Origin of the sequence: Paucilactobacillus kaifaensis (assembly GCF_005405145.1) — a bacterium.
Classification (GTDB): domain Bacteria; phylum Bacillota; class Bacilli; order Lactobacillales; family Lactobacillaceae; genus Paucilactobacillus; species Paucilactobacillus kaifaensis.
The window spans coordinates 85,147-108,150 of record NZ_BJDM01000001.1; the positions used below are offsets into that span (position 1 = coordinate 85,147).

Annotated in this window: 19 protein-coding genes; 8 read left to right on the plus strand and 11 right to left on the minus strand. The window is 37.0% G+C overall.

What is annotated here, in order from left to right:
- Window positions 1-39: 39 nt before the first annotated feature.
- From FFM51_RS00380 to FFM51_RS00390, 3 genes are all read right to left on the minus strand, one after another.
- Window positions 40-759, minus strand: a complete 720-nt coding sequence (locus FFM51_RS00380) for a LytR/AlgR family response regulator transcription factor (protein ID WP_137596684.1) — start codon at window positions 757-759, stop codon at window positions 40-42.
- A 48-nt stretch (window positions 760-807) separates the two neighbouring features.
- Entirely contained in the window at window positions 808-2,547 is a 1,740-nt protein-coding gene (locus tag FFM51_RS00385) for a sensor histidine kinase (RefSeq protein WP_137596685.1), read from the minus strand.
- A 178-nt stretch (window positions 2,548-2,725) separates the two neighbouring features.
- Entirely contained in the window at window positions 2,726-3,352 is a 627-nt protein-coding gene (locus FFM51_RS00390; RefSeq protein ID WP_137596686.1) for an LVIS_2131 family protein, read from the minus strand.
- A 159-nt stretch (window positions 3,353-3,511) separates the two neighbouring features.
- Between FFM51_RS00390 and FFM51_RS00395 the strand changes: the two genes are divergently transcribed.
- The 5 genes from FFM51_RS00395 (at window position 3,512) to FFM51_RS00415 (ending at window position 9,435) form a co-directional block, all read left to right on the plus strand.
- Window positions 3,512-3,700: an LBP_cg2779 family protein gene (locus tag FFM51_RS00395; protein ID WP_137596687.1), complete on the plus strand. Its 189-nt coding sequence runs from the start codon at window positions 3,512-3,514 to the stop codon at window positions 3,698-3,700.
- 293 nt (window positions 3,701-3,993) lie between these two features.
- Window positions 3,994-6,066 (plus strand): LysM peptidoglycan-binding domain-containing protein, encoded by a 2,073-nt coding sequence (locus FFM51_RS00400; protein ID WP_137596688.1) that lies wholly within the window; start codon window positions 3,994-3,996, stop codon window positions 6,064-6,066.
- 352 nt (window positions 6,067-6,418) lie between these two features.
- Window positions 6,419-7,540 carry an acyl-CoA dehydrogenase family protein gene (locus FFM51_RS00405; RefSeq protein ID WP_137596689.1) on the plus strand — a complete coding sequence of 374 codons (1,122 nt, stop codon included), beginning with the start codon at window positions 6,419-6,421 and terminating at the stop codon, window positions 7,538-7,540.
- Window positions 7,541-7,682: 142 nt separating this feature from the next.
- Window positions 7,683-8,459 (plus strand): electron transfer flavoprotein subunit beta/FixA family protein, encoded by a 777-nt coding sequence (locus tag FFM51_RS00410; protein WP_137596690.1) that lies wholly within the window; start codon window positions 7,683-7,685, stop codon window positions 8,457-8,459.
- A 16-nt stretch (window positions 8,460-8,475) separates the two neighbouring features.
- Window positions 8,476-9,435 carry an electron transfer flavoprotein subunit alpha/FixB family protein gene (locus FFM51_RS00415; RefSeq protein ID WP_137596691.1) on the plus strand — a complete coding sequence of 320 codons (960 nt, stop codon included), beginning with the start codon at window positions 8,476-8,478 and terminating at the stop codon, window positions 9,433-9,435.
- A gap of 153 nt (window positions 9,436-9,588) precedes the next feature.
- Here the strand turns inward: FFM51_RS00415 and FFM51_RS00420 are convergent, their stop codons facing one another.
- The gene (locus FFM51_RS00420) at window positions 9,589-10,620 is read right to left on the minus strand and encodes an NAD-dependent epimerase/dehydratase family protein (protein WP_137596692.1); all 1,032 of its coding nucleotides are present in this window, start codon (window positions 10,618-10,620) and stop codon (window positions 9,589-9,591) included.
- Window positions 10,621-10,721: 101 nt separating this feature from the next.
- Between FFM51_RS00420 and FFM51_RS00425 the strand changes: the two genes are divergently transcribed.
- Together FFM51_RS00425 and FFM51_RS00430 are read left to right on the plus strand one after the other, a co-directional pair.
- Entirely contained in the window at window positions 10,722-11,162 is a 441-nt protein-coding gene (locus FFM51_RS00425) for a MerR family transcriptional regulator (protein ID WP_137596693.1), read from the plus strand.
- Window positions 11,163-11,255: 93 nt separating this feature from the next.
- Window positions 11,256-12,404 carry a MalY/PatB family protein gene (locus FFM51_RS00430; RefSeq protein ID WP_170999526.1) on the plus strand — a complete coding sequence of 383 codons (1,149 nt, stop codon included), beginning with the start codon at window positions 11,256-11,258 and terminating at the stop codon, window positions 12,402-12,404.
- Between the two features lie 217 nt (window positions 12,405-12,621).
- Here FFM51_RS00430 and FFM51_RS00435 read toward each other — a convergent pair whose 3' ends face one another.
- The 3 genes from FFM51_RS00435 to FFM51_RS00445 form a co-directional block, all read right to left on the minus strand.
- Complete coding sequence (locus FFM51_RS00435) at window positions 12,622-13,812, minus strand: MFS transporter (protein ID WP_137596695.1); 1,191 nt, start codon at window positions 13,810-13,812, stop codon at window positions 12,622-12,624.
- Window positions 13,813-14,097: 285 nt separating this feature from the next.
- Entirely contained in the window at window positions 14,098-15,024 is a 927-nt protein-coding gene (locus FFM51_RS00440; RefSeq protein WP_137596696.1) for a restriction endonuclease, read from the minus strand.
- A gap of 61 nt (window positions 15,025-15,085) precedes the next feature.
- Complete coding sequence (locus FFM51_RS00445; RefSeq protein WP_137596697.1) at window positions 15,086-16,315, minus strand: restriction endonuclease subunit S; 1,230 nt, start codon at window positions 16,313-16,315, stop codon at window positions 15,086-15,088.
- Between FFM51_RS00445 and FFM51_RS00450 the strand changes: the two genes are divergently transcribed.
- Window positions 16,269-16,799 carry a restriction endonuclease subunit S domain-containing protein gene (locus FFM51_RS00450; protein ID WP_137596698.1) on the plus strand — a complete coding sequence of 177 codons (531 nt, stop codon included), beginning with the start codon at window positions 16,269-16,271 and terminating at the stop codon, window positions 16,797-16,799. The genes FFM51_RS00445 and FFM51_RS00450 overlap by 47 nt on opposite strands.
- Before the next feature lie 15 nt (window positions 16,800-16,814).
- Here the strand turns inward: FFM51_RS00450 and FFM51_RS00455 are convergent, their stop codons facing one another.
- From FFM51_RS00455 to FFM51_RS00470, 4 genes are all read right to left on the minus strand, one after another.
- Entirely contained in the window at window positions 16,815-17,732 is a 918-nt protein-coding gene (locus FFM51_RS00455) for a site-specific integrase (protein ID WP_137596699.1), read from the minus strand.
- 149 nt (window positions 17,733-17,881) lie between these two features.
- Window positions 17,882-18,484, minus strand: coding sequence for a restriction endonuclease subunit S (locus tag FFM51_RS00460; protein ID WP_137596700.1), 603 nt, complete (start codon window positions 18,482-18,484; stop codon window positions 17,882-17,884).
- Complete coding sequence (locus FFM51_RS00465) at window positions 18,484-20,076, minus strand: type I restriction-modification system subunit M (RefSeq protein ID WP_137596701.1); 1,593 nt, start codon at window positions 20,074-20,076, stop codon at window positions 18,484-18,486. The genes FFM51_RS00460 and FFM51_RS00465 overlap by 1 nt, the downstream gene beginning before the upstream one ends.
- Before the next feature lie 16 nt (window positions 20,077-20,092).
- Window positions 20,093-22,966, minus strand: coding sequence for a type I restriction endonuclease subunit R (locus FFM51_RS00470; protein ID WP_137596702.1), 2,874 nt, complete (start codon window positions 22,964-22,966; stop codon window positions 20,093-20,095).
- Window positions 22,967-23,004 lie beyond the last annotated feature (38 nt).

Sequence of the window (23,004 nt, forward strand, 5' to 3'; positions counted from 1 at the left end):
TTTTGCAGTTCAAATGCCCTTTATTGATTGTGAAATACCCTACATGCCTAATGCACGTTTCATTTCACTAACAAACGATCGACTAACTGGAATTTTCTTCCCGTTAGTCATTGTTAATTCATACGTATGGTTAAAACTCGGTTCAGCTGCTCTAACTTCATTCAGATTCACCAAGAAGCTGCGGTGAACCTGTAAAAATTGTTGCGGGTTCAACAGCTCCTGTAAATGTACCAACGTTTGTTTAGTACGGAACTCAGCTTGTTTCGTTACGATTACTAGATCGCCATTTTCCACGTATGCTGCCACAATATCTTTTTTATTAATTACTCGGGTTTTATCTTCGTTTGTAACTGAAATTCGTGGATTATCGCGTGATTTTTGTGCATCAATCTCCGTTGCTGCGTTAACGCCCATTCCTTTTTGAATTGCCTCATCAACGCGAGATTGTTCAAAAGGTTTCAAAATGTAATCAAGGGCATTGGCGTTAAATGCATCCAGTGCGTACTCATCATACGCCGTCGCAAAAATAATTCGTGGTCGTTGAGAAATTTTTTTAATTTGATCTGCTAACGTAAACCCATTCTCGTCGCCGAGCTGAATATCTAGAAAAATTAAATTGATCGTTTCTTTTTCGAGCCATTTTTGCGCACTTGCAATTGAGTCGGCCTCTAAAATAGCTGTCACATTTTGATTCTGGGTTAATAAGTATTTTAGCTCTTCACGAGCAAGTGGCTCGTCATCAACAATTAAAACTCGCATAGTTATCGCCCCTTTTATCAATTTTTTCTTTTGTGGCATTAGTGTGAATTATTCTTTTTTCAACGGAATATATGTTGTAACAGTCGTTCCATTATTACTTGAATCAAACTTTAAAGCACTATTTTGACCATATATTCCTACCAGCCGTTGATTTAGATTTTGTAAAGCTGTTCCACTACCATGTTCAGAAGCAACTTCTTCTTTACCCAACTGGCGTAACCGGTCAGCAGCAATGCCATTCCCATTATCCGCAACTTGAATTTTTAGCTGTTGTCCGATAGCAGCCACTATAATTTGGACATGGTTATCACTTTTACGCCCGGCAAAAGCATGTTTCAACGCATTTTCAACCAATACTTGAATCGTGAACGGTGGTAATTTAACATTTGAATCTGTCTGAATATCAAAATCAATTTGATATTTATCTGGGAAACGTGTTTGCTCCAGTACTAGATATGCATTCACATGTTCTTTTTCCTGCGCTAACGTAATTTCTGTTTGTCGTACTCCCATCAAGTTAGCCCTGAAATACGTACTTAGTTGCAGTAGTAGTGTTCGCGCCTGCTCACTATCTCGACGAATCATTGCTGAAATTGTATTAATCGCGTTAAAAAAGAAGTGTGGATTAATTTGTGCCTGCAACGATTTAATTTCTGCATCCTTCACTAACTTAGATTGCACTTCTGCGGCCCCTAAGGCAATTTGACTTGAAAAAGTTGATCCTAGCCCAGTAGCTAATTGTTCTTCAACTGGCGTCAACATCAAACTATCGGTGTAATACATTTTTAGCGTTCCCACCACTTGATTATCAACATCTAATGGAATTACAATGGCTGCTTCCAATGGACAGTTGGGATTAGAACACCCGATTTCTTCTTTACTGTGCGCAATTTCTATATGATTAGCTTGAATCGCTTTTTCAGAAAGCTGGGTCACCATTGCCTTATTAGGAACATGGTGATCGCTACCTGCACCCACGTGCGCCAAAATCTCATTTGTTGAAGTCAAACTGATGGCAGAGAAATTGGTGTAGCGTTTAATGATTTCAGCAACTTTTGTCGCAGAATCACTATTTAAGCCAGCCCGAAAATAAGGTAACGTTCGGTCAGCTAGTTCTAAAACATCATGTGTTTGAACAGCTCGAGCTTCTTGTTCTTGGTTTAAAAATAATTGAATAATTGATAAAAAGATAAAGGTCCCGACTGCATTTAAGGTCACCATCGGAATTGCAATAAATTTAACTAGCGTCCAACCGGTTGGGCTGAAGAATAAAATAAAGGCCATTTGAATCAGTTCCATTAATAACCCAACCACAATTCCTTGCATTGGTGTCATCACAACTAGCCGGTTTTTTCTTGTTTTATTTTGAAAAAAAAGCCCAGATAAAATTCCGATTAACGCCGAACTCGGTACATAAAACCACGCTGTCATACTTCCTTGGATAACCCGATGAACACCAGCAATGATGCCAACTACGCCGCCGACATATGGACCACCAATGATTCCAGCAACTGTGATTGCCAAAATTCTGGTATTGGCAATCGAATAATTTTGTGGAATACCCGTCAAGATAACTGATGAAATTAAATTATTATGCGGATCAATTTCGATTCCAGTTAAATTAGAAACAATCGCAAAAACAGAAAAAATTAAAATTAGCTGTACTTTGGCATTCAATGAATCTCGTTGAAACAGCAAACGACGAAATAAGCGGACATTAACTAGTAAAAACGCTAAAATAATGACTATTCCAACTCGTTCGAGCATAAGTAGTGATAAATTCAGCATACTTGTATCCTTTCTTATTGGTAATAAAAAGTGCGATTAAACCGAATTCTATTTAAAAAATATGCATATATAAGCTACATCAATTTTATAATTCTAACCTAGAATGACCAATCGATAAATCAAATCACGATTTACCAATTGGTCATTCTAATTTAATCTACTAAACGTCTAATGCAACTTATTTATGATAAATAAATCCTTCAGCGGGAACCCTAATCATAGTATACCGATTAGCCACATGGCCACTGCGCATCCCAATTCCATTTAACAGGGTTTTCTTGTAGCGAATTGTCATAACTGCCACAAAGGCTTTCCCATTTTTACTATCTTCTCGTTGCAACTTGGATTTGTTCCACGGATAGACAGAAGCCACCACATTCATCGGTGCATCCCCGTCCACAATTGTACCGTTATGACCACTAATGGTGTATTTATTATGTTTCAACCAGTATGAGTATGACACCACTGGTTTATCACCCGATGTTCCACGATGTGCTTGTACATAATAGAAATCATCTTTAATCGGTGTCAGCACCAATGGATGGTACTTAGTTGAAATTTCAACTTCATTTTTATTTGTTAAATCAACTTGCCGAAAAAATGTTAAATAAGCCATTGCAGCAAACGCAATGACTGCTACGATTAACAAACCGGTGTACTGTAGTGTATTTTTCCAAGCAAACGCCCTTTTAGTCCTAACGATCAACATTAACTGTTTGACTCGAATAAAATGGATCACATAAATAAGGTAAGCAACAACGATAACCCATAAAATAATTCCAATCCAATTCCAACCTGTCCACATATGCGTTACTCCTATCCCAAGCTCATGTCTTTGATTAAGATTATGCCACAGATAAACCACAAAATCTCACAAACATATCTTTTCTATCTATTTTAACGAAAAAACGCTACAATAAACATAGGTAATTAACTGATTTAATAATTTTGAAGGAGTGAGTTCATGAGTGATTTAAGTAAATTAGCAGAAGAGATTATCGCATTTGAAAAACGAAAACATATGGCCGATAACGATGTCGCCTTTGGTAGCCAGCTTTCTGTCGAGAGAATCCACAATATTAAATCAATGACGAGTGCCCCGACCGACGAAGAAGTTCGATTATTGCGAAAATTCATGAAAAACACAAAATAAATTAAATTTTTTATTCAGACTAAAAATATCGCTACGTTGTTTTTTAATTTCGGTTATCAAATGCTTTACCGAAATTTAAGACTTTGTAGAAATTATTAACCACATTATGTGGTTTTTTTATTGTTTTCATAAATTAATTTGTATGCTGCAAGACGTTGACATAGCAGGGCAATTGATGATATTGTAATGTCAGTTAGTAATCTTAGTTAATTTTTAACAATTGTAATTATTTCTTATCATTTTAAATTAACTATCGTAAATTTACTTATCACATTTCCAAAGGAGAGAAGATTATGAAAGACAATCAACCAATGGATCATAAACTGCATTATAAAATGTACAAACAGGGACGCAAATGGGTTTTCGCTGGAATCGCTGCTTTTTCAATTGGCCTAGGGGCTACTGGTGTGTCAGCAGCCCACGCCGACACAACCAGCAACGCTAACGATGCAGATCAATCAGCTACTAGTGCAAGTAGTGCGACTTCAACTTCCAGCGATAGTAATGTCGCTGTCCTAAGTGCCAGCTCAACCAGTTCTGATAGCGCCAATGATAGTTCTGCTGCCAGTGATGCTACTAGTGCAGAAGCTAAAGCCTTAAGTGCCGCTGCTGAATCAGTTACAAGTGCTGCAAGTGATGCTTCTGTCAGTGCAGTCACAGCTTCTTCTGCAAGTAGTACCGCTAGTTCTGCTGCTGAATCGAGTGCCACAAGCGCCGCTTCATCGGCTGAATCAAGCGCCACTTCATCAGCTACTAGCAGTTCTTCAAATACAGCTGTACTAGTAACTGAAGATGCTAGTGAGATTGAAGCCGCTAAATCAGCAGCATTACAAGCATATGAAGAAAATGGCGAAGCACAAACAGTTGTAGCTGTCGCTGCTGCTGCCACAGCAACGCAACCAACTTTTAGTTCAAATGCCACATTACAAGCTTTCATTGAAAGTGTGGAAGCAGGAGCCATTGAAGGCTGGACCAAATATGGTGTGCTCCCTTCAATAACTGTTGCTCAGGCAATCCTTGAAAGCGGCTGGGGTAAATCATCACTTTCAACCCAAGCCCATAATTTATTTGGTATTAAGGGTTCATACAATGGAAACTCTGTTAACTACCCAACACAAGAATATGTAAATGGTAAATACATCACCATTTATGATGCTTTCCGTGCATATGCTAACAACTCAGAAAGTGTTGAAGATCACGGTTACTTCTTATATTCAAATTCTCGTTACAGTAATTTGCTTGGTGTAACTGATTATCAAACTGTTGCTCGCTTGTTACAACAAGATGGATATGCCACAGCTCCTACCTATACTTCTTCATTGATTAGTTTGGTACAAACCTATAACTTAACTCAACTTGATCAAATTGCATTTGCTGGTGCCAGTGTTTCAGGTAGTGGTTCATCGAGTTCTAGTTCATCATCTAGCTCGTCTACCAGCAATTCAACCTACTACACAGTTAAGAGTGGCGATACACTTTCTGGCATTGCTAGTTCATACGGTACTACTTCAGCCACATTAGCTTCATTGAACAGCATTAGTAATGCTAACTTAATTTATGTGGGTCAAACATTGTTAGTTAAGCAAGGCTCAAGTTCATCAAGCAGTTCTTCGAGTTCAAGCTCATCTAGTTCATCAAGCACTAGCAGTACAACTTACACAGTTAAGAGTGGCGATACCTTATCCGCAATTGCTTCTAATTATGGTACGACCACATCAACATTGGTTTCATTAAACAAATTAAGCAATGCTAACTTAATTTACGTTGGCCAAGTATTAACAATCAAGAGCGGCTCATCGTCAAGTTCTAGTTCAAGCAGTTCTTCAAGCTCATCAGCAACAAACGCATCTACTTATACCGTTAAGAGTGGTGACACATTATCTGGTATTGCTGCTAAATATGGGGTTAGCTGGACTAGCTTAGCATCAAAGAATAGCATCGCGAGTCCATACACAATTTATGTAGGTCAAACATTAACAATCTCTGGTTCGTCAAGCTCTAATAGTTCGTCATCTAGTTCAAGCACTTCAACTTCTACTAGTGGCACGTACACTGTTAAGAGTGGCGACACATTGTCTTCAATTGCTGCCAAATATGGAACGAGTTGGAGCGCATTGGCTAGTGCTAATGGTATCTCTAATCCAAATACCATCTATGTTGGTCAATCGATCAAAGTGAGTGGTTCAAGTAGTTCATCAAGTTCTAGTTCTAGCTCTTCTACTAGTGGTTCATCATACACTGTTAAAAGTGGTGATACTCTTTCAGGAATCGCCGCTGCCAAAGGTGTTAGCTGGACTAGCTTAGCAAGTAAGAATGGCATTTCAAGTCCTTACACAATTTATGTTGGACAAGTAATTAAATTCTAGTAATACCTTAACCCTGCTAATTCAGTAATATACTGTAAAATCCCAATATCATAATTCGAGCTTCGAATTATGATATTGGGATTTTTTAGTTACAAGAAAGTTCCTATTATCATAAACTACACTAAGTTAACCGAACTCGAACACCCGTTGTTCCACATGAAACAAGCTACTAAAAAAATCACAAACATTGGTCAGATATTTTAACTGTTCGATTTTATGAAAATCAACATTAATTTACAAAACACCTGATAAATCAGCGATTACAAAGATTAAATGATTGACCTAAACTTCCGAACACGATATTATAGACGCAACGAGAGATTGTGAAAATACAAACTAAAGGGATGGAATTATGACTAACGATAAAGTTTCCGCTCAAAACATGCTTCATCGTATGATTGTTGATTTTACAGCTAATGAATTAGCTCCGATTGATATGAAAATCGATCAGCTTGGTGATTACCCAGAAGGACTATTTCAAAAGGTTGTCGATAATGGACTATTAGGCATCACCTTGCCACGTGAATACGGCGGTGCCGGATTTGATTATATTGCTGCAGCACAAGCAATCAACGCGATGGCGTTTGGTAATGCTAGCATGGCCGTTACGCTTGAAGGCCACTTCAAAACAATTTCCCAGTTTTTGAAATATGGTCAACCAGAGCTTCTGGCTAAATATTTACCATCTGCTACAAAACGGATTTTTGCTTTTTCACAAACAGAATCATCTGGTGGCTCCAATCCAACTGGAATTTCAACCCGAGCCGTTAAACAAGGTGATGATTGGATTATCACTGGCGATAAAATCATGATTACAAACGGGGGGTTGGCACAGGTGTATTGTGTCCTAGCCAAAACCGAAGATGATCAGATGGCTGTTTTCGTTGTCGACCAAGATATGCCTGGCTTCCAATTTGGTAAACGAGAAGACTTTATTGGTCTTCGTGGTACTCCAGTTGGTGAAATCGTGATGGATCATATCAAAGTTCCTGATTATCATTTATTAGGTGAAATTGGCCAAGGTCATGAAATTGGCAATAACGCCCATGATGATGCTCGTATTTTAATGGGTGCTGTCTTAGCTGGGATTATGAAACACGAATTAAAAATCGCCGTAGACTATTCCAAGCAGCGCAAAGCTTTAGATACACCATTATATGAGTTACAAACCATTCAAGAAAAAATTGCCGACATTGCGATTGCAAAACAAAATACCGAATTACTTTATCAACATGGTGCTGAACTGAAAACTGCTGGTGAACCTTATTCGGAAATCGCTGCAATGGCCAAATCCTATGGTAGTCGCAGCGCCGTTTCTGCTGGTGATAAGGCGTTACAAGTACTAGCAGGTTATGGCTACAGTCGTGAATACCCGATTGAACATCTGATTCGAGATGCACGCGCAATGGAAATTGCTGAAGGTACAGTTGAGAAGATGAACACTGAGATTGCTACTAAGGAAGTCGCAAAATAGAGTGCGGAGCAAACCGTATAACTTCCGTGGAATAAGGCGAAATTATTGATGGCTTGAATTTTAGTCATTAATAATTTTGACTTATCCGTTAGGAAGTTGCTTTGCGGAGCACGTTTCAACCAAAATAAAAGGGAGAATCATCATGAAGATTGTCGTATGTATCAAACAAGTACCAAACACCGATACCGTAAAAATCGATCCAAAAACCAATAACCTTGTGCGCAGCAATGTTGAAGGAATCATTAACTTATTCGATCGTAACGCCATTGAAGCTGCACTTCAGCTCCGACAACAAGCTGGTGGTGAAGTTATCCTGCTCAGCATGGGTCCTAACAGCTACATCAGTTCTTTACGTGATGGTCTCGCCATGGGAGCTGATTCTGCCATTTTGCTTAGTTCGCGCAAGTTTGGTGGTGCTGACACTTTAGCAACCGCATACGTATTAAGTGAAGCCATCAAAAAGATTGGTAATGTTGACCTAATTTTATTTGGTCGCCAATCAGTTGATGCAGATACGGGTCAAGTTGGCCCGATTGTGGCCGAAGAATTGCAAGTACCACAAGTTACCTTTGCAGAAAGCATTGAATTGCAAGATAAAAACCAATTAATCGGTCACCGTCTCCTCGACAACCTCGTTCAAGAAGTCAAAGTTCACCTTCCTGCAGTAGTTACTGTTCGCGATGAAATGAACCAACCGCGTTATGAAACTCCACTCAACATTCAAAAGAGTTTTGAAAAAGAAATCATCATTTGGTCGGAAAATGAGTTAGCTGTTGATCCAGCTCAAATCGGTCAAACCGGTTCACCAACCGTTGTTAAACGGATTTATTCACCAGAAAAAGCTGGTCGGCAAACAACCACCCTTCCTACCGATCCACACGCCGCAGTCACTCAATTACTGGAAGAATTGAATAATTAAAGAGGAGTTGAAAACAATGAATAACGAAATTTGGGTGTTTGTGCAAGTTAATGGGCAAATTATCGAACCCACTAGTCTACAATTAATTACCAAAGCACGTGAAATTGCAGGTGAACGGCCTGTTGTTGCTTTAATTACAGAAACTAAAACAATGAATGTTGAAACGACCGTAAAAGAATATGGGCCCGACAAAATTGTGACTTTAAAAGATGCCCAATTTCACAATGCTAGCGATGGCGAAATTGCAGACGCCCTCGACCAAGTTGTTTCTGACTTAAAGCCCAACAGTCTCCTGTTTCCTGCCACCGTGTTAGGTCGCTCTGTGGCTCCACGGTTACAAGCTAAGCTAAAAACAGGTCTAACCGCTGATTGCCTCGATATTTACTTTGATGGCGATGACCTAGTTCAAGTTAAGCCAACTTACGGTGATGATATTATGTGTGAAATTATCTGTCCGGATGTGCGTCCCCAGATGGCAACTATTCGACCTAACATCTTTAAAGCTGTAAAACATTCAACCGATACGGAAATAATTAATTACTCATTCGCCTTTCATCCAGAAGCCAACATTGAGGTGCTGAGTGAAATACCAGTCATCAATAGTTCCGCTAACATCAGCGAAGCAAAAACTGTCATTGCCCTTGGTCGTGGTGCCAACAATGAAAAAGTGATTGAAAAAGCCGAAAAACTGGCTGGTAAATTAGGCGGTATGGTAGGTGTTTCGCGACCACTAACCGACAATGATGAGTTCAGTCATGAAAACCAAATCGGTCAAAGTGGAAACACAATCGCTCCTGACCTATTAATTAATTTTGGAATTTCAGGCGCCGTTCAATATGCGGTCGGAATCGAAAACGCTAAGAAAGTTGTTTCGATTAATACAGATGCCCACGCACCGATCTTTGGTAAATCAGATTATGCCTTTGTTGGGGATGCGGACGCATTTATGTCAGCATTACTGGAACAAGTTCGCTAAATTGATCAATCAAAAAAGCTGATAAAATTTATCAGCTTTTTTTGATTGATTTTTTTCAGTGTGCTCCAATTAACATCCTATCCACGTAACATGAACTGAACGTAGTGCGTTGTAAAAGTGAATTAAAGACCTGTTTCTGTTGCCTAGTGCCTATTATTTGATTTCACCAGATTTAACCAATTGATCCACTGCACTTAAAATTGTCTGTTCATTACTGTAAATTGGATGCCAACCTAATACAGACTTCGCTTGTTGATTACTAACATTGTGATTAATCTCCAAAAACAATCGACCTTCTTTAGCTTGTTGGTTAAAATGAGATGCTAATTTAATCAACCAACCTGACAATAATTTGGTTGGGACTTTAGCGGCTAATTCGGGACGGTTTAACCTAATCACAGTAGCAATCCCACCCATTGAAACTGGAACATCATTCACGGCTAAGAACCGTTTCCCTGCTGCTTGAGGCGTCATCATCGCCCGAACATGCATGTCGGCCACATCTCTCACATCGACAATATTCATTTCGATTCTTGGAATACGACTGAACGTTCCATCCAATAAATTTTTAACAAGCCCAAAACTGCCAGAAACATGTTGGTCTAAAGCTGGGCCTAACATTGCTCCCGGATTAACCGTTACGAACTCTAACTTGCTGTCTGTACGCTTCAAATACTCCCACGCACTCTTTTCGGCCACTAATTTTGATTTCTCGTACAATGATAATCCAGGCTGCTCCGAATCTGTCCAATCAACTTCGGTTGTCACGTGTGTTGCATCTAAATTGCTAAAACCCACCGCACCAAGATTAGATGTCATGATAACCCGTTTAACATTAGCATTTACCGCTGCTTTTAAAATTCGAAGTGTGCCTTGAGTTGCTGTTTGAGTAACAGTCTGCGGATCATTTGTCCCATTGACAAATACCGGTGCAGCCACACTCATTACGTAAGTAATATCTTTCATTGCTGTTGGCCAATTAGCATCTTCCGTTAATGAGGCTTCAATAAATGATAGCTGATCCAGATTCGCAGTGTTAGCATTCTGCAGTGCTGTGATCACATTTGTTTGCTTTTCAATTGAACGCACAGTTGCCCTCACTGGATATGCATCATCCAACAGCTGTTTGATAATATGCATGGCTAAAAAACCATTGCCACCAGTAACTAAAACTTTTGCTTTCATATTCCATGATCTCCTTTGATTGTAGAAATTTTATGCTTGCGCTATGATGTACACATTAAACCCTCGACCGTACTCTATGGCAAGGAAAAAGGATGGAACTTATGACTTACACAATTAAAGAAGTATCTGAAAAAACAAATTTATCAATCTATACTTTGCGCTTCTACGACAAGCAAGGCTTATTACCATTTGTTGCCCGTAATCATTCAGGATACCGCATCTTTACTGATGGCGATCTAAATTTATTAAAAACAATTTGCTGTTTAAAAGATACGGGAATGAAAATCAAAGATATTCGTACATACATTAATTATGTTATGGCGGGTCCCAGCACAATCAAGGAGCGTAAAAAATTACTGCTCAGCCATCGGCAAGCGGTCCTTGCTGTCCAGCAAAAAATTACTGAAAATTTGGCTGAAATCGATTATAAACTTGATATTTATGGATCAACGGACGCAACTAAAATTGTTACCGCAGAATACGATTTTGTAGCGGCCGAAAAGGAATCTAACCAGCTACCAAACCCCTATCAGGCGACATAATTAAAATTATGTTCCACGTGGAACACCACTTTAATGAATATAATTAAACATAATGGTAGAATGATCTCAATATCTTTCAAAGGAGTCCTAATAATGGATTTTGATACAATTATTAATCGAGTTAACACTGGTAGCAACAAATGGGCGATTACCGATCAACCTGAACATAGAGATGTGATTGCGATGACAACTGCAGACATGGACTTTGCTACTCCTAAATTTGTGCGTGATAATCTTTTGCCAACAACACCAATTTTAGGATATTCAGAAGCCTCACAAGCGTATTTTGATAGTATTATCAGCTGGCAGAAAAAATACCATCACCTAACTCTGACCCCCGAACAAATTATTCCATTAACGGGTGTCCTCCCTGGTTTGTCGTTTGCCCTGCGAACAATTACAAAATCCAATGATAATGTGTTGATTTTTGATCCCGTTTACGCACCATTTTCAAGTGCTATTCGAAATGCCGGACGGCATATTTTAAACTTCGACCTTACAATCGATTCACAAGACCAGTACTACATCGATTTTGATCAACTAGAGCACGTTCTGGCAACGCAACGCGTACCATTAATGATTCTATGTAATCCACAAAATCCAAGTGGTCACCTCTGGACAAAGTCTGACCTAACCAAATTAGTTGATCTGGCAAAACGCTATAATACATTTATCATTTCAGACGAGATTCACGAAGATCTTGTTTTCCAACCAGCAGCCTTCACTTCATTATTAGAAATCCCTGAAACAGATGGTATCGGATTGGTAATTTCAGCCGCTACTAAAACCTTCAATATGCCCGGCGGCAAAAATGCCTATATGTTTGTGAAAGACGAGTACCTTGCCAATCAAATTAATACGCTAATTGAAGCTGAGTTTGCTAATGGTATTAGCACAATCGGGTTCAATGCCACTACAGCTGCACTTAGCAAGGGCGAACAATGGCACGCAGAATTAATCGATTACTTACGCGACAATCGTGATACAGCCTATAAGATGTTTACGGCTAGCAACATTGAACCAATGTTGCCTCAATCAACCTACCTAATGTGGTTAGATTTTACTAAAACCGGATTATCAGATGTTGTAATTGATGAAAAATTAATCAACGATGCCAAGGTGCAACTTAATTTAGGATCTCAGTACGGTGAAAATGGTAGTCACTGGTTCCGATTGAACTTTGCGACTCCTAAGCAACAGTTAGTTCCTGCTATTGAACGGATTATTACAGCGTTTGCGTGAGAGATCATAAAATTAATTGTAAAAATTAGAATAAATACAAAAAAGAGGCTGTTCAAAAACATGTTTTTTGTTCAACCTCTTTATTATTTACACATTTTTAATACTAAAACATGGGAAATAAGGCAGATTTTCTTCGATGTTCATATTACCAAACTGCTAAGGCAGCAGTAATTTATGGTTTCTACTCAGAGTATAAGCATCTGATTTTCCACTCTTTTTAGTCTGTGTCGATTGCAACACTATTTGCAATTTTAATTTGGTAAGTCATTAAAAATGAAATGACTAAGAATACTGTTACCACAATATATGGATAGTGATAATTCATATCAAGTAATGTTCCTGACATGATTGGTCCAATGATATTGCCAACACTAGTTAATGACATGTTCAAACCATTAATCAATCCTTGATTTTTGGAACTAATCTTCGTTAACATCGTTGTAATTGCTGGGCGCAACAAATCAAATGCAGAAAAGACAATCAACGTAGCCACAATTACCTCCCACTTTGAGTGGGCAAGAATAATCCAAATAGTTCCGGCAAAACTAAGAAAGAAACAGTATCGAATTACTTTAGTTTCTTTCAACCAGATTACGAGTCGATCAAACAGTACAACCTGTAGGACCAGTGAGATAACTCCATTTAACGTCAGCACTAAAGCAATGTTATCTAAACTAAACTTGAACACTTCGTTAACATAAATGCTGTAGATACTCTCAAAACCTTGAAGACCAAATGACGATACCAAAATCATCACAAACAGGATAATAACTGGCTTAGTTAGGATTTGCATCATTTTCGTTGGTGGTTCTAACTCTGCCCGAGCAGGGCCACCATCGTTATGACCCAATTCATCTTCTTTAGGAAGTAAAGTTGCCAATGCAATCGTACTAAGTAAGCCCATCAACCCAGCGATCCAAAATGGAGCTTTATAATCGATTTTAGCTAAGATACCACCAATTCCAGGTCCTAAGATTAAGCCACCACTAAAGGCCGCAGATAGCCAACCAATCACTTTAGCACGTTGTCGCTTGGTGGTAATGTCAGCAGCCATTGCCATCGCGGTTGGTACCACCATCGCAGCAGAAAACCCACCAACAATTCGAGAAATATTAAACATGAATAGTTGATTAGTCAGGGCAAATAATATTTCTGAAAGCATATAAAGAAATAGCCCTACTACCAAGACTGGCTTACGGCCAATTTTATCCGACACACGACCGATAATCGGGGAAGCAATAAATTGTGCCAGCGCAAATAATGAAGTCATGATCCCCATATCCGTCGCTGTTAGATGGAGTTCATTTTTGATGAACGGCATAACGGGGATCACTAAACTGATTCCCAGGCAGACTAGAAATTCACTAAAAATTAAGATGAAAATGGCTCGTTTGGTTTTGGCTGTCATGGTTATCACATCCCTTGATTAATTCGTAAAACGCACAAAAGCCAGTATATCGATTTATACTGGCCTTTGTCTAGCAAAAAGAATTAGATTAATATACCTTAGCTCTTGTCCGCTTAAGAATTTTCACCATTTACAATATCACTAAAGGCGTTTTTAATTGAGTTCTTCTCGATTGAACGAATTATTATACTTTACCATTCAAAGCTTAAATTTATGTTATCCCACAGCCAATACGATAAGGTAAATGATATTTATGCTTACATAATAGAGCGCCTTTATTTATTTTCATTCTGTTCCTTCATAATAATCATCAAGTACATATGTGGTAACAGGATGGACATACAATTGATATTTGGCTACGAGATCCGCAATTTTATCCCCATTTATTAAAGTAATCACTCTGGTTCCAACACGAGAGGCATGAATAGCTTCACGAGTAAAATCTGAAGTGGCTACAAAAATACCATATTCTGCATTGTATTTATCCATTGCTCCTCGAAACTTATCAATCTCAGGTGCAGAAACTAGTCCATTCCAGCGTTTCGCTTGAATAGCAACTCTAGTGGTTCTAAAGTCATCAGTAGTTAAATATCCATAGCCATCTAACCCATCATCACCAGTTAATTTAACACCAATTTTTTCGTCAATTGCTACACCCATGTTTTTTACTAGTGCTCGTGCAAATAATTCAAATTTTCCCGGAGTAAATTTTGAGAGTGCTTCTGCCAACTGGCCACGCCATTCATCGACTTGACTATCATTATCTAATCCAGAGGGTATGCTAACAGTCTGTATAGATTTCTTTTTCTTTGTTTTAGTTTTTTTATTCTTATTTTTTTGGCTCTGTTCCTTCCATTTTGGATCTGATAACTTACGCACATCAAGTTCAACGTTAAAATTTGATAAATTAAACGTTCTTCCTTTTTCAGTTAGTTCCACTGTTCCTCGTATAGGAATGTTAACAAATTCAGCTAGAATTAAATTTTTAATTGCAAAATTAAATGTATATGCAAATGGAAAGTAGTCATTACCATTCCTGCTCGTTTTAACAGACTTCACATACTCTTCTGGTATTTCTTCTGAGTTAGCAACTAGTTCATTTGATAACTCAATTCTACTCGCACGACCACCTAATTTTCGTAATACCTCAATAATTTTAGGCATTAGAACATTTTCTTGCTCTATCCGTGATATATCTTCAAATTTACTCATTTATTTTTTCCTCTTTATTTATTTATCTAATAATATCAAAATTTATTGTATAACTAAATACTTATGTTGAATTATCTAATTTGATCTCTTTTTTTATTATGATAAATATTGCAATTATTAATGTTTTTTTCGAACGCTGATTGGCAGCGATAAGGTTGTTCATATTTGAAAAAAAAGAACCAATTTTAATCTGTTCTCTAATTGGTGGAACAAATCTATTTATATTCTCAATCGTTTTTTTTGATAGACTGGGAACACCAGTTGATTCGTCATACCCTTTCCAATTAATTTGCTGACTCATTGCATAAATAAATAATAGATCAAACTTTTTTTGTGGTATTAAAAAGAATAAGGTGTCTACTGTCCAAAAGGGCGCAATTAAAAGTTGAGGAGCATTTATAGTACCTTTCCTACCGATCCCCACAGCGTCTTTATCTGATAATTTATCGTTAACACCCAACATAAAACCTCCTGTTCCATAAACAGGAATATTACCCTTACTTAAATGTTTATAATCTCTACCGGAATGAACTACAAGCACCTCATTTAACTTACGCTGTTCCCAAGGGTCAGTAAATCCAGTAAAACGCCATTCTTGATCAAAAATCTTTTGCATTAACAGCTTTTTGACTTTTTTTAGTTGATCAACCTTATCCTGATTGGCAGCGATAAGGTTATCTAACAATTTTAATAAATTTCCAATTCTATCTTGTTCTTTACCTGTAGGAACAGGAATTGGCATGGTAATAAAAATATCAGCTTTTATAGAAAATCTATCAGCACGAGCACCTGTATCACCATTTTTTTTCATGAAATCATGCCATTTTACAGAAGAAAAATATTTTTCTAAGTATGTTTTGTTAATACCATGGACTTTAAAAATATAGTAGAGAGGTGACATAACACCCGTTCTACCAAGGTTATTACGATTAATTGGACCAACGGGAGCATAACTTGAAATTCTTGGGTTATAAACAAAATCGTCTGGCTCAACGATATAGTAATTATTTAAATTGTTTTTATTCGATATGTCTTTATCAAAATAATCTAATTGTGAAACTATTCCGTATTCTGCAGAATTAGTAAGTGTTTCTGAAAACTCTTTTTTCTTATTTTTATTAGTTACTTTATTTATTATTTCTTTTAACTTACGCTGTTCCCAAGCGTGTGTTATAAAACAGCAAATTATAAAGGAATGAAGTTTGAGGTACGCTTGGGAACAGCGTAAGTTAAAAGACGTAGTAATGAAGATTAAGTCATATTCACTTTCTAGAAATTTCGAGACTAACAAAGAAACGGGAGTTAAATATATCCATTATGGCGATATTCACACCGGTATTGCAGATTGTATAAGAGACGTAAAAGAGCTACCAAACATAATAGATGACGACTATGAGAAACTAAAAAGTGGAGACGTAATTGTTGCTGATGCATCTGAAGACTATAAAGGGATAGCAGAAGCATCAGTTTTGCTAAATACGGCAAATCACAAGATTGTTTCTGGTTTACACACCATTGCTTTAAGACCAACCAAAATTATGCCAATGTATTTGTATTTTTTACTAAAAACAGATGGGTTCAAAAAATTTGGACGTATTGTTGGCACAGGAATGAAAGTGTTTGGGATTAGTTATCTAAATCTAATAAAATATAAGTTTTACTGTCCCAGTGAGAATGAACAACTAAGAGATATAGATGTTTTAAGCGATATAAATAACCTTATCGCTGCCAATCAGCGTAACCAAAATAAGCCATGGGTACTGATTCCTCCATGACTTATTAATAAAATCTTATATTAAACTGGCCAGATGCTTCATTACTTTATCATTATCTTGATTCTCCAATTCTTGAATAATGTGCAAATATGTCTGTTGAGTGGTCGTCATATTTGAGTGCCCTAATCTCCGAGCCACAGAAGCAATGCTAACGCCAGCATATAATAGCAACGAGGCATGCGTATGCCTTAATCCATGCACTGATATAACAGGAATCGATGCCCTCTTGCATAATCTTTCTAAATAATGATTTACCGTGTCATTGTATACTTTGCTGTTAACAAATATTGGAAGATCTTCAGGTAAATTCTTTGTTAACTGAGAAAATTGAATAACGGTCTGCCAATCTAATTGAATTTTTCTAACAGATGATTTGTTCTTCGTTGGTGCAAATCCAGCCTTAGCAGATTTATAATCCCATGTTTTACTTATATTCAAATATTGATGAGCAAAGTCAAAATCATTAGGTGTAACAGCTAATGCCTCCGCAAAACGTAATCCAGTTTTTGCAATCAATAAAATAAAATAATCCCAATTAACACCTTCATCTAAAACTAAAATATTTAATAATTCCTGCACCTCATGCTGATTTAAAAATTTTGTTTTATGCTGCCGGTGCTGAATTCCCTTTATGATTGCCTTTCTAGTTGGATCCCGATCTATAATGTCTTCCTCCAATGCATCAATCAGAGAGCTTTTGATATGCCGATGAAAATCCATTACTGTTTGCCGTTCATGATTTTCAGCATAATCATTTAGTAGCTGTTGGTACGTTAGACGTGTTAATTCACTCATTTTCAAATCTGGAGCTAAAGAAACGAGTTGTTTGTGCGTCATTTCATACTTACGATACGTAACCGGACGAACTGCATCTAACTTGTAGAGCCTCATCCATTGAAAAAAATACTGGTGTAACTTAACCTCTTGTGTCATAAAGACACCTCCATCAAAAAATTAGGAAGCTACAGAGTAACTTCCTAATAAATTGATACAGATATAATAAAATTTTTACTAGACTTGAAAAAATAATTTTGTATGCTTTCACTCATCAAATGCGTAAAGCAACACAAATGATCAAATTTTTACACAAACATGTTTTGCATTAACCACTTTTTCATTTTTTTTAGTTGGTCCACCTTATCTTGATTGGCAGCGATAAGGCCACTAACTATATCTAATAACTTTCCAATTTTTATTTGTTCTTTCATTATTGGAAATAATATTTTTTGTTTTGAAACATCGTTCACATTTAGTGTTGTCATCATAACAGTTTTTGTGGTTGATTTAACCAGAATATGTTTCATTACTGGTTCATAATGAATATATTCCTTCATGAAATCTATATTCATGTCAACTAAGGGTTTAAATGTAATAAACACGTGAGATACAATACCATCTCGTAGATTATTTAGCACAAATCTACCGAATGAATAATTTTTAGATTTATTACCTTCAAATGCTATTTCCCCATACTGTAATACATTATAAGTTTTTAAATAAGATTGCTTTGAAATTTTTAAAGATGTATTCATTTGCATCTGTGCAACTGAAATGATGTCATCATCAGAAAATTCTTCGTTTGTATTTTTATTAGATGTTTTTCTCCACAATTCCCCAAACTTACGCTGTTCCCAAGGGTCAGTAAATCCAGAAAATCTCACTTTTGGTTGATTTTTATCATCCATTACTTGAACAACTCCTTCAACTTCGTAAGCTGCTGTTGAGCGTCAGCATCAGGGCTAACCAAATCGGCCAGCATTCCCTTGAAATCAGCTTCTAGCTGACTTATTTGATCATTAGTTTTCTTCATTTCTTCGCTTAACTTGTCGACATCCACTGGTGGTTCTTCTTCAAACGTATCGACATAACGTGGGATGTTTAAGTTAAATTCATTTTCTTTGATCTCGTCAAAACTGGCTTGGTGAGCATACTTTTCGACATCCACTCGTTTTTCATAAGTGGTAACAATTTTATTAACTTGATCATCTGTGATGTTATTTTGATTTTTACCTTTTTCGAAATCACTAGAAGCGTCAATAAAGAAAACATCTGTATTCGAACGATTTTTCTTAAACAGCAACACGATCGTTGGAATCGACGTGCCATAAAATAAGTTAGCCGGTAATCCAATAACAGCATCCAAAACATTATCGTTTTCAATCATATACTGGCGAATTTTACCCTCAGCGGCTCCACGGAATAAAACACCATGTGGTAACACAACGGCCATTCTCCCGTCACCCTTGAGGTGATATAACATATGTTCCACAAAGGCAAAATCTGCCTTAGATTTTGGTGCCGCCTTACCATATTTTCTGAAGCGCTCATCGTCTAACTTGCCATCTGGATTCCAATTTGCTGAGTACGGTGGATTTGCAACCACTGCATCAAAGGTTTCGTCAGGGAAATGATCATCTTCTAGCGTATCACCCTGTTTCATATCAAACTGGGTGTATCTGATACCATGCATCAGCATATTCATCCGTGCCAAGTTATACGTAGTTCCATTTAACTCCTGTCCGTAATACTCAGCAACCTTTGCATAATCTCCAACTCGTAACAACAATGAACCGGACCCCATTGCGGGGTCATAAACTCGTCTAACTTCGTCGCGCCCAAGCGTTACTAACCGTGATAAAAGTTTCGATATTTGCTGCGGCGTATAAAACTCACCGGCTTTTTTCCCGGCCGAGGCAGCAAATTGGCCAATTAAATACTCATAGGCATCCCCTAACACATCGATTTGCATATCATCATCAGAAAAGGGAATATCTGCCAAGTTTAACATTACCTTAGCCATTAACTCCCCACGGCGTGCAACTGTGCTCGCGAGTCGTGAAGATGTTAAATCCATGTCCTCAAACAATCCGCGAAAATCATCTTCTGATTCGTGACCAATTGTTGAGTTTTGAACCTCATTAACAGCTGTCTGAAGCTGTTCAATATCGAAATTACCAGCTTTAATAGCTTCAATTAAGGTATCAAATAGAAATTTTGGTTCAATAAAGAATCCAATCGTACGAGTGATTTCTTCTTTTAAATCATTTTGCATATCTTCATCAGCATATGCTTGAGCAAATGTTAAATCGTCATTATCTAACAATGAATTAGCGTAATTCTGTACTCTATCTGATAAAAAACGATAAAAAATTAAGCCTAATATATAATTTCTAAATTCACTTGCGTCCATGTTGCCCCGTAGATCATTTGCAATGGACCATAATTGTTTTTGTAAATCAGCTTGTTGTTGTGATTGTGCATTATGTGTAGCGGCCATTTAATAATTCTCCATTTTAAGACATTGTAAACCGATCAATTGTATCTAATACAAATGTCCTAATTTTTTTCTTTAAATTGATTTTTTCTTTGAAGCCGTAACCGGCATGACTAAGAGCATCCGTTACTTCCTGCGAATCCGTATGGCCATAAAAGTCATAATTTTGGATTTGCTCATTTAAAACATCACTAGGTAAATTAGTTTCTTCTGCAAAACGGTAAATCTCTTCATTTCTTTTTCTTACCAAGTATTTATTAAGCTCGTCGCCAACATTAGCATCTGAACTTAACTCAGGCACCACTTCATCTAGGAAAGCAGCTAACAGATCAGCCTTCGATTTTAGTTCTGCACTGTCAGCGTTGTTTAGCATACGCTTAATTTTATTCCGATCAGCATCTTTATTTTCTTTAGAATCAAGATTAATCGTCTTAATTAGATTAACAATGTATTGAACATCAATTTTATCCGTCTCCAAAAGCTCAATTTCAAAATCAATATCTTCCAATACCGATGCTTTCTCACCTTTAGGTTCGTCATTTCTTTGAATATGATGATAAGCATCGAAGTATTTTCCTCGATATGATTCCATATCTTGAGGAGTAAACGCAGTATCTTGTATCTTATCCCAAGAAAAATCGTCGTAAACACGAATCTTATTATGAACTCGCAATACTTCTCTAAATGCCAAGACAAACTTCTGTAACTCTTCATCACCTAGATTGTATAGTTGATCAACATTACTAGGCTCGGGAACTATCTCATGTAATTCACTAATTGCATCAGCAAACTGGCCGGATAATTCATCATAACTTGGCACAAAAAACATTTCTTGTGAGCCTGCTGAAAACAGTTTAACAGCATCGTCAGTTTCTTTTTTGATGTTTCGATAAGCAATAATATTTCCAAACGGTTTTGTTTCTTTTTCAATTCGATTTGTTCTTGAAAATGCTTGAATTAGACCTTGCCATCGTAAATTTTTATCAACGTATAGAGTTGATAGTTTAGGTGAATCAAATCCTGTTAAAAACATATTAACTACGATCAATACATCAATATTTTCGTCAGGTGTTTGATCATTATGTTCTTTCATTCGTTTGGAAACATCTGCAAAGTAGTCTGCAAAATGATCTGTACTAAATGATGTCCCATACTGGCTATTATAGTCATCAATCACATTATCTAAACCATGTCTCGAAGTTGCCACTGCTTGATCTTGTTTTTCTTGAGCATCATCTTCATTTGCTGTCCAAGTAAAAATCGTCGTTACTTTTAGATGATGATTTGGATCAAGTTGTTTGAACAACTCGTAGTATTTTAATGCAACATTTGTACTAGGAACTGTCAAAATTGCATTATATTTACGATTTGAGGTGATTTCATTATGATTGAGCAATATATGTTGAATAATCAACTTTAACCGTTCTTCATTTTCGTAAACTTCTTTAGTATTTATTCCCGGAACTTCTTCATCTTCAACCTGAATGTTTTTCCCTTTAATTGTTCCAATATACTGAATACTGAAACCAAGAACATTCTCATCACGGATGGCATCCTTAATTAAATACTGGTGCAAATCCTCATCATATAAAGTTTCTGTAGTACGTCCGTCTGCGCCAACATTTTCCGCAAAAATTGGGGTCCCAGTAAAGCCGAAGTGTTGCGCATTCTTAAACCATTGATTAATGTTTTTGCGCATTTCACCAAACTGACTTCGGTGCGCCTCATCTTCGATGAAAATAACTCGCTGATCATGATACGGAGTTAATACGTCCTTGTATCGATCTCCGCTGACAGCATTATTTAGTTTCTGAATAGTCGTAATAATTAGGGATGAATCATTAGATTTTAGCTGTTTAACTAAACTGTAAGTATTATCAGTTCGGTCTAAGGCAGGTTGATTGCTGACTGACTTTGGTAAATAGGAATTAAAGTTCTTAGATGTTTGTAAATCTAAATCTGACCTATCGATCATGAAAATCACTTTTTTTGCATCAGTTTCTTGTGCTATCAACTGGCTTGCCTTAAATGAAGTTATTGTTTTTCCTGACCCAGTTGTATGCCAAATAAATCCATTTTTTTCAGGATTAACTTTAGCCTGGTTTAAAATTGCTTCAGCAGCATAAATCTGGTAAGGGCGCATAATCAACATTCGTTCATTTGACCGATCAAAAATCGTGTACTTAGCTATTAAGCTATGCAATCTCTCAGGTATAAAAAACGAAGATGTAAATGCATCAATATCATTTAACCAATTATTTTTTTCATCTGTCCAATAAAACATGAACTTCGAATTTAAATTGCCATCTCCATTAGCAAAATACCTTGAATCGCCACCATTTGAAACCACAAATAGTTGAACAAACCGGAACAAATTTCTAAATGATTCATTTCGATATCTAATTATTTGATTGAAGGCCTGAGTAAAATCAACTCCGCGGCGTTTCAATTCAATCTGAACAATTGGCAACCCATTAATCAAAATGGTTACATCATATCTATTTTCATGTTTGCCATTGATTGTCACCTGATGAGTGACCTCGTAAACATTGTTTTTCCAATCATGACCATCGAAGAATTGCAAATAGACCTGCGAATTATCATCACGCTGAATTACTATTTTTCCATATGGTTGTACATCAGATCCACGCAATAATTCAGCAATTTCATACAAAGACCTAGAACCCACCATCTCGTTTAAAACTTGGTGAAATTCAGTATCAGTTAATGGATTACCATTTAAATTCTCGCTGTTGTTTTGATTTAGTAGCTCTCTAAAATGGCTTAGCAAAGCTTCTTCATCACGAATAACAACAGTTTTGTACCCAATTGCATTCAGTCTCTTCATAAATTGGTTTTCTAGTTGTAACTCAGATTCATATCCACTAGCCATAATTCCCGTGCTCCTCAAATAAAAATAATCGTGAGTTC

What these genes read in the sequence shown, in the direction of transcription:
- FFM51_RS00400 (WP_137596688.1), top strand. Translation starts at nt 3,994, where the DNA reads ATGAAAGACAATCAACCAATGGATCATAAACTGCATTATAAAATGTAC.
- FFM51_RS00435 (WP_137596695.1), bottom strand. Translation starts at nt 13,812, where the DNA reads ATGACAGCCAAAACCAAACGAGCCATTTTCATCTTAATTTTTAGTGAA.
- FFM51_RS00405 (WP_137596689.1), top strand. Translation starts at nt 6,419, where the DNA reads ATGACTAACGATAAAGTTTCCGCTCAAAACATGCTTCATCGTATGATT.
- FFM51_RS00450 (WP_137596698.1), top strand. Translation starts at nt 16,269, where the DNA reads ATGAAGATTAAGTCATATTCACTTTCTAGAAATTTCGAGACTAACAAA.
- FFM51_RS00465 (WP_137596701.1), bottom strand. Translation starts at nt 20,076, where the DNA reads ATGGCCGCTACACATAATGCACAATCACAACAACAAGCTGATTTACAA.
- FFM51_RS00455 (WP_137596699.1), bottom strand. Translation starts at nt 17,732, where the DNA reads ATGACACAAGAGGTTAAGTTACACCAGTATTTTTTTCAATGGATGAGG.
- FFM51_RS00385 (WP_137596685.1), bottom strand. Translation starts at nt 2,547, where the DNA reads ATGCTGAATTTATCACTACTTATGCTCGAACGAGTTGGAATAGTCATT.
- FFM51_RS00425 (WP_137596693.1), top strand. Translation starts at nt 10,722, where the DNA reads ATGACTTACACAATTAAAGAAGTATCTGAAAAAACAAATTTATCAATC.
- FFM51_RS00470 (WP_137596702.1), bottom strand. Translation starts at nt 22,966, where the DNA reads ATGGCTAGTGGATATGAATCTGAGTTACAACTAGAAAACCAATTTATG.
- FFM51_RS00380 (WP_137596684.1), bottom strand. Translation starts at nt 759, where the DNA reads ATGCGAGTTTTAATTGTTGATGACGAGCCACTTGCTCGTGAAGAGCTA.
- FFM51_RS00420 (WP_137596692.1), bottom strand. Translation starts at nt 10,620, where the DNA reads ATGAAAGCAAAAGTTTTAGTTACTGGTGGCAATGGTTTTTTAGCCATG.
- FFM51_RS00395 (WP_137596687.1), top strand. Translation starts at nt 3,512, where the DNA reads ATGAGTGATTTAAGTAAATTAGCAGAAGAGATTATCGCATTTGAAAAA.
- FFM51_RS00440 (WP_137596696.1), bottom strand. Translation starts at nt 15,024, where the DNA reads ATGAGTAAATTTGAAGATATATCACGGATAGAGCAAGAAAATGTTCTA.
- FFM51_RS00460 (WP_137596700.1), bottom strand. Translation starts at nt 18,484, where the DNA reads ATGGATGATAAAAATCAACCAAAAGTGAGATTTTCTGGATTTACTGAC.
- FFM51_RS00390 (WP_137596686.1), bottom strand. Translation starts at nt 3,352, where the DNA reads ATGTGGACAGGTTGGAATTGGATTGGAATTATTTTATGGGTTATCGTT.
- FFM51_RS00430 (WP_170999526.1), top strand. Translation starts at nt 11,256, where the DNA reads ATGGATTTTGATACAATTATTAATCGAGTTAACACTGGTAGCAACAAA.
- FFM51_RS00410 (WP_137596690.1), top strand. Translation starts at nt 7,683, where the DNA reads ATGAAGATTGTCGTATGTATCAAACAAGTACCAAACACCGATACCGTA.
- FFM51_RS00415 (WP_137596691.1), top strand. Translation starts at nt 8,476, where the DNA reads ATGAATAACGAAATTTGGGTGTTTGTGCAAGTTAATGGGCAAATTATC.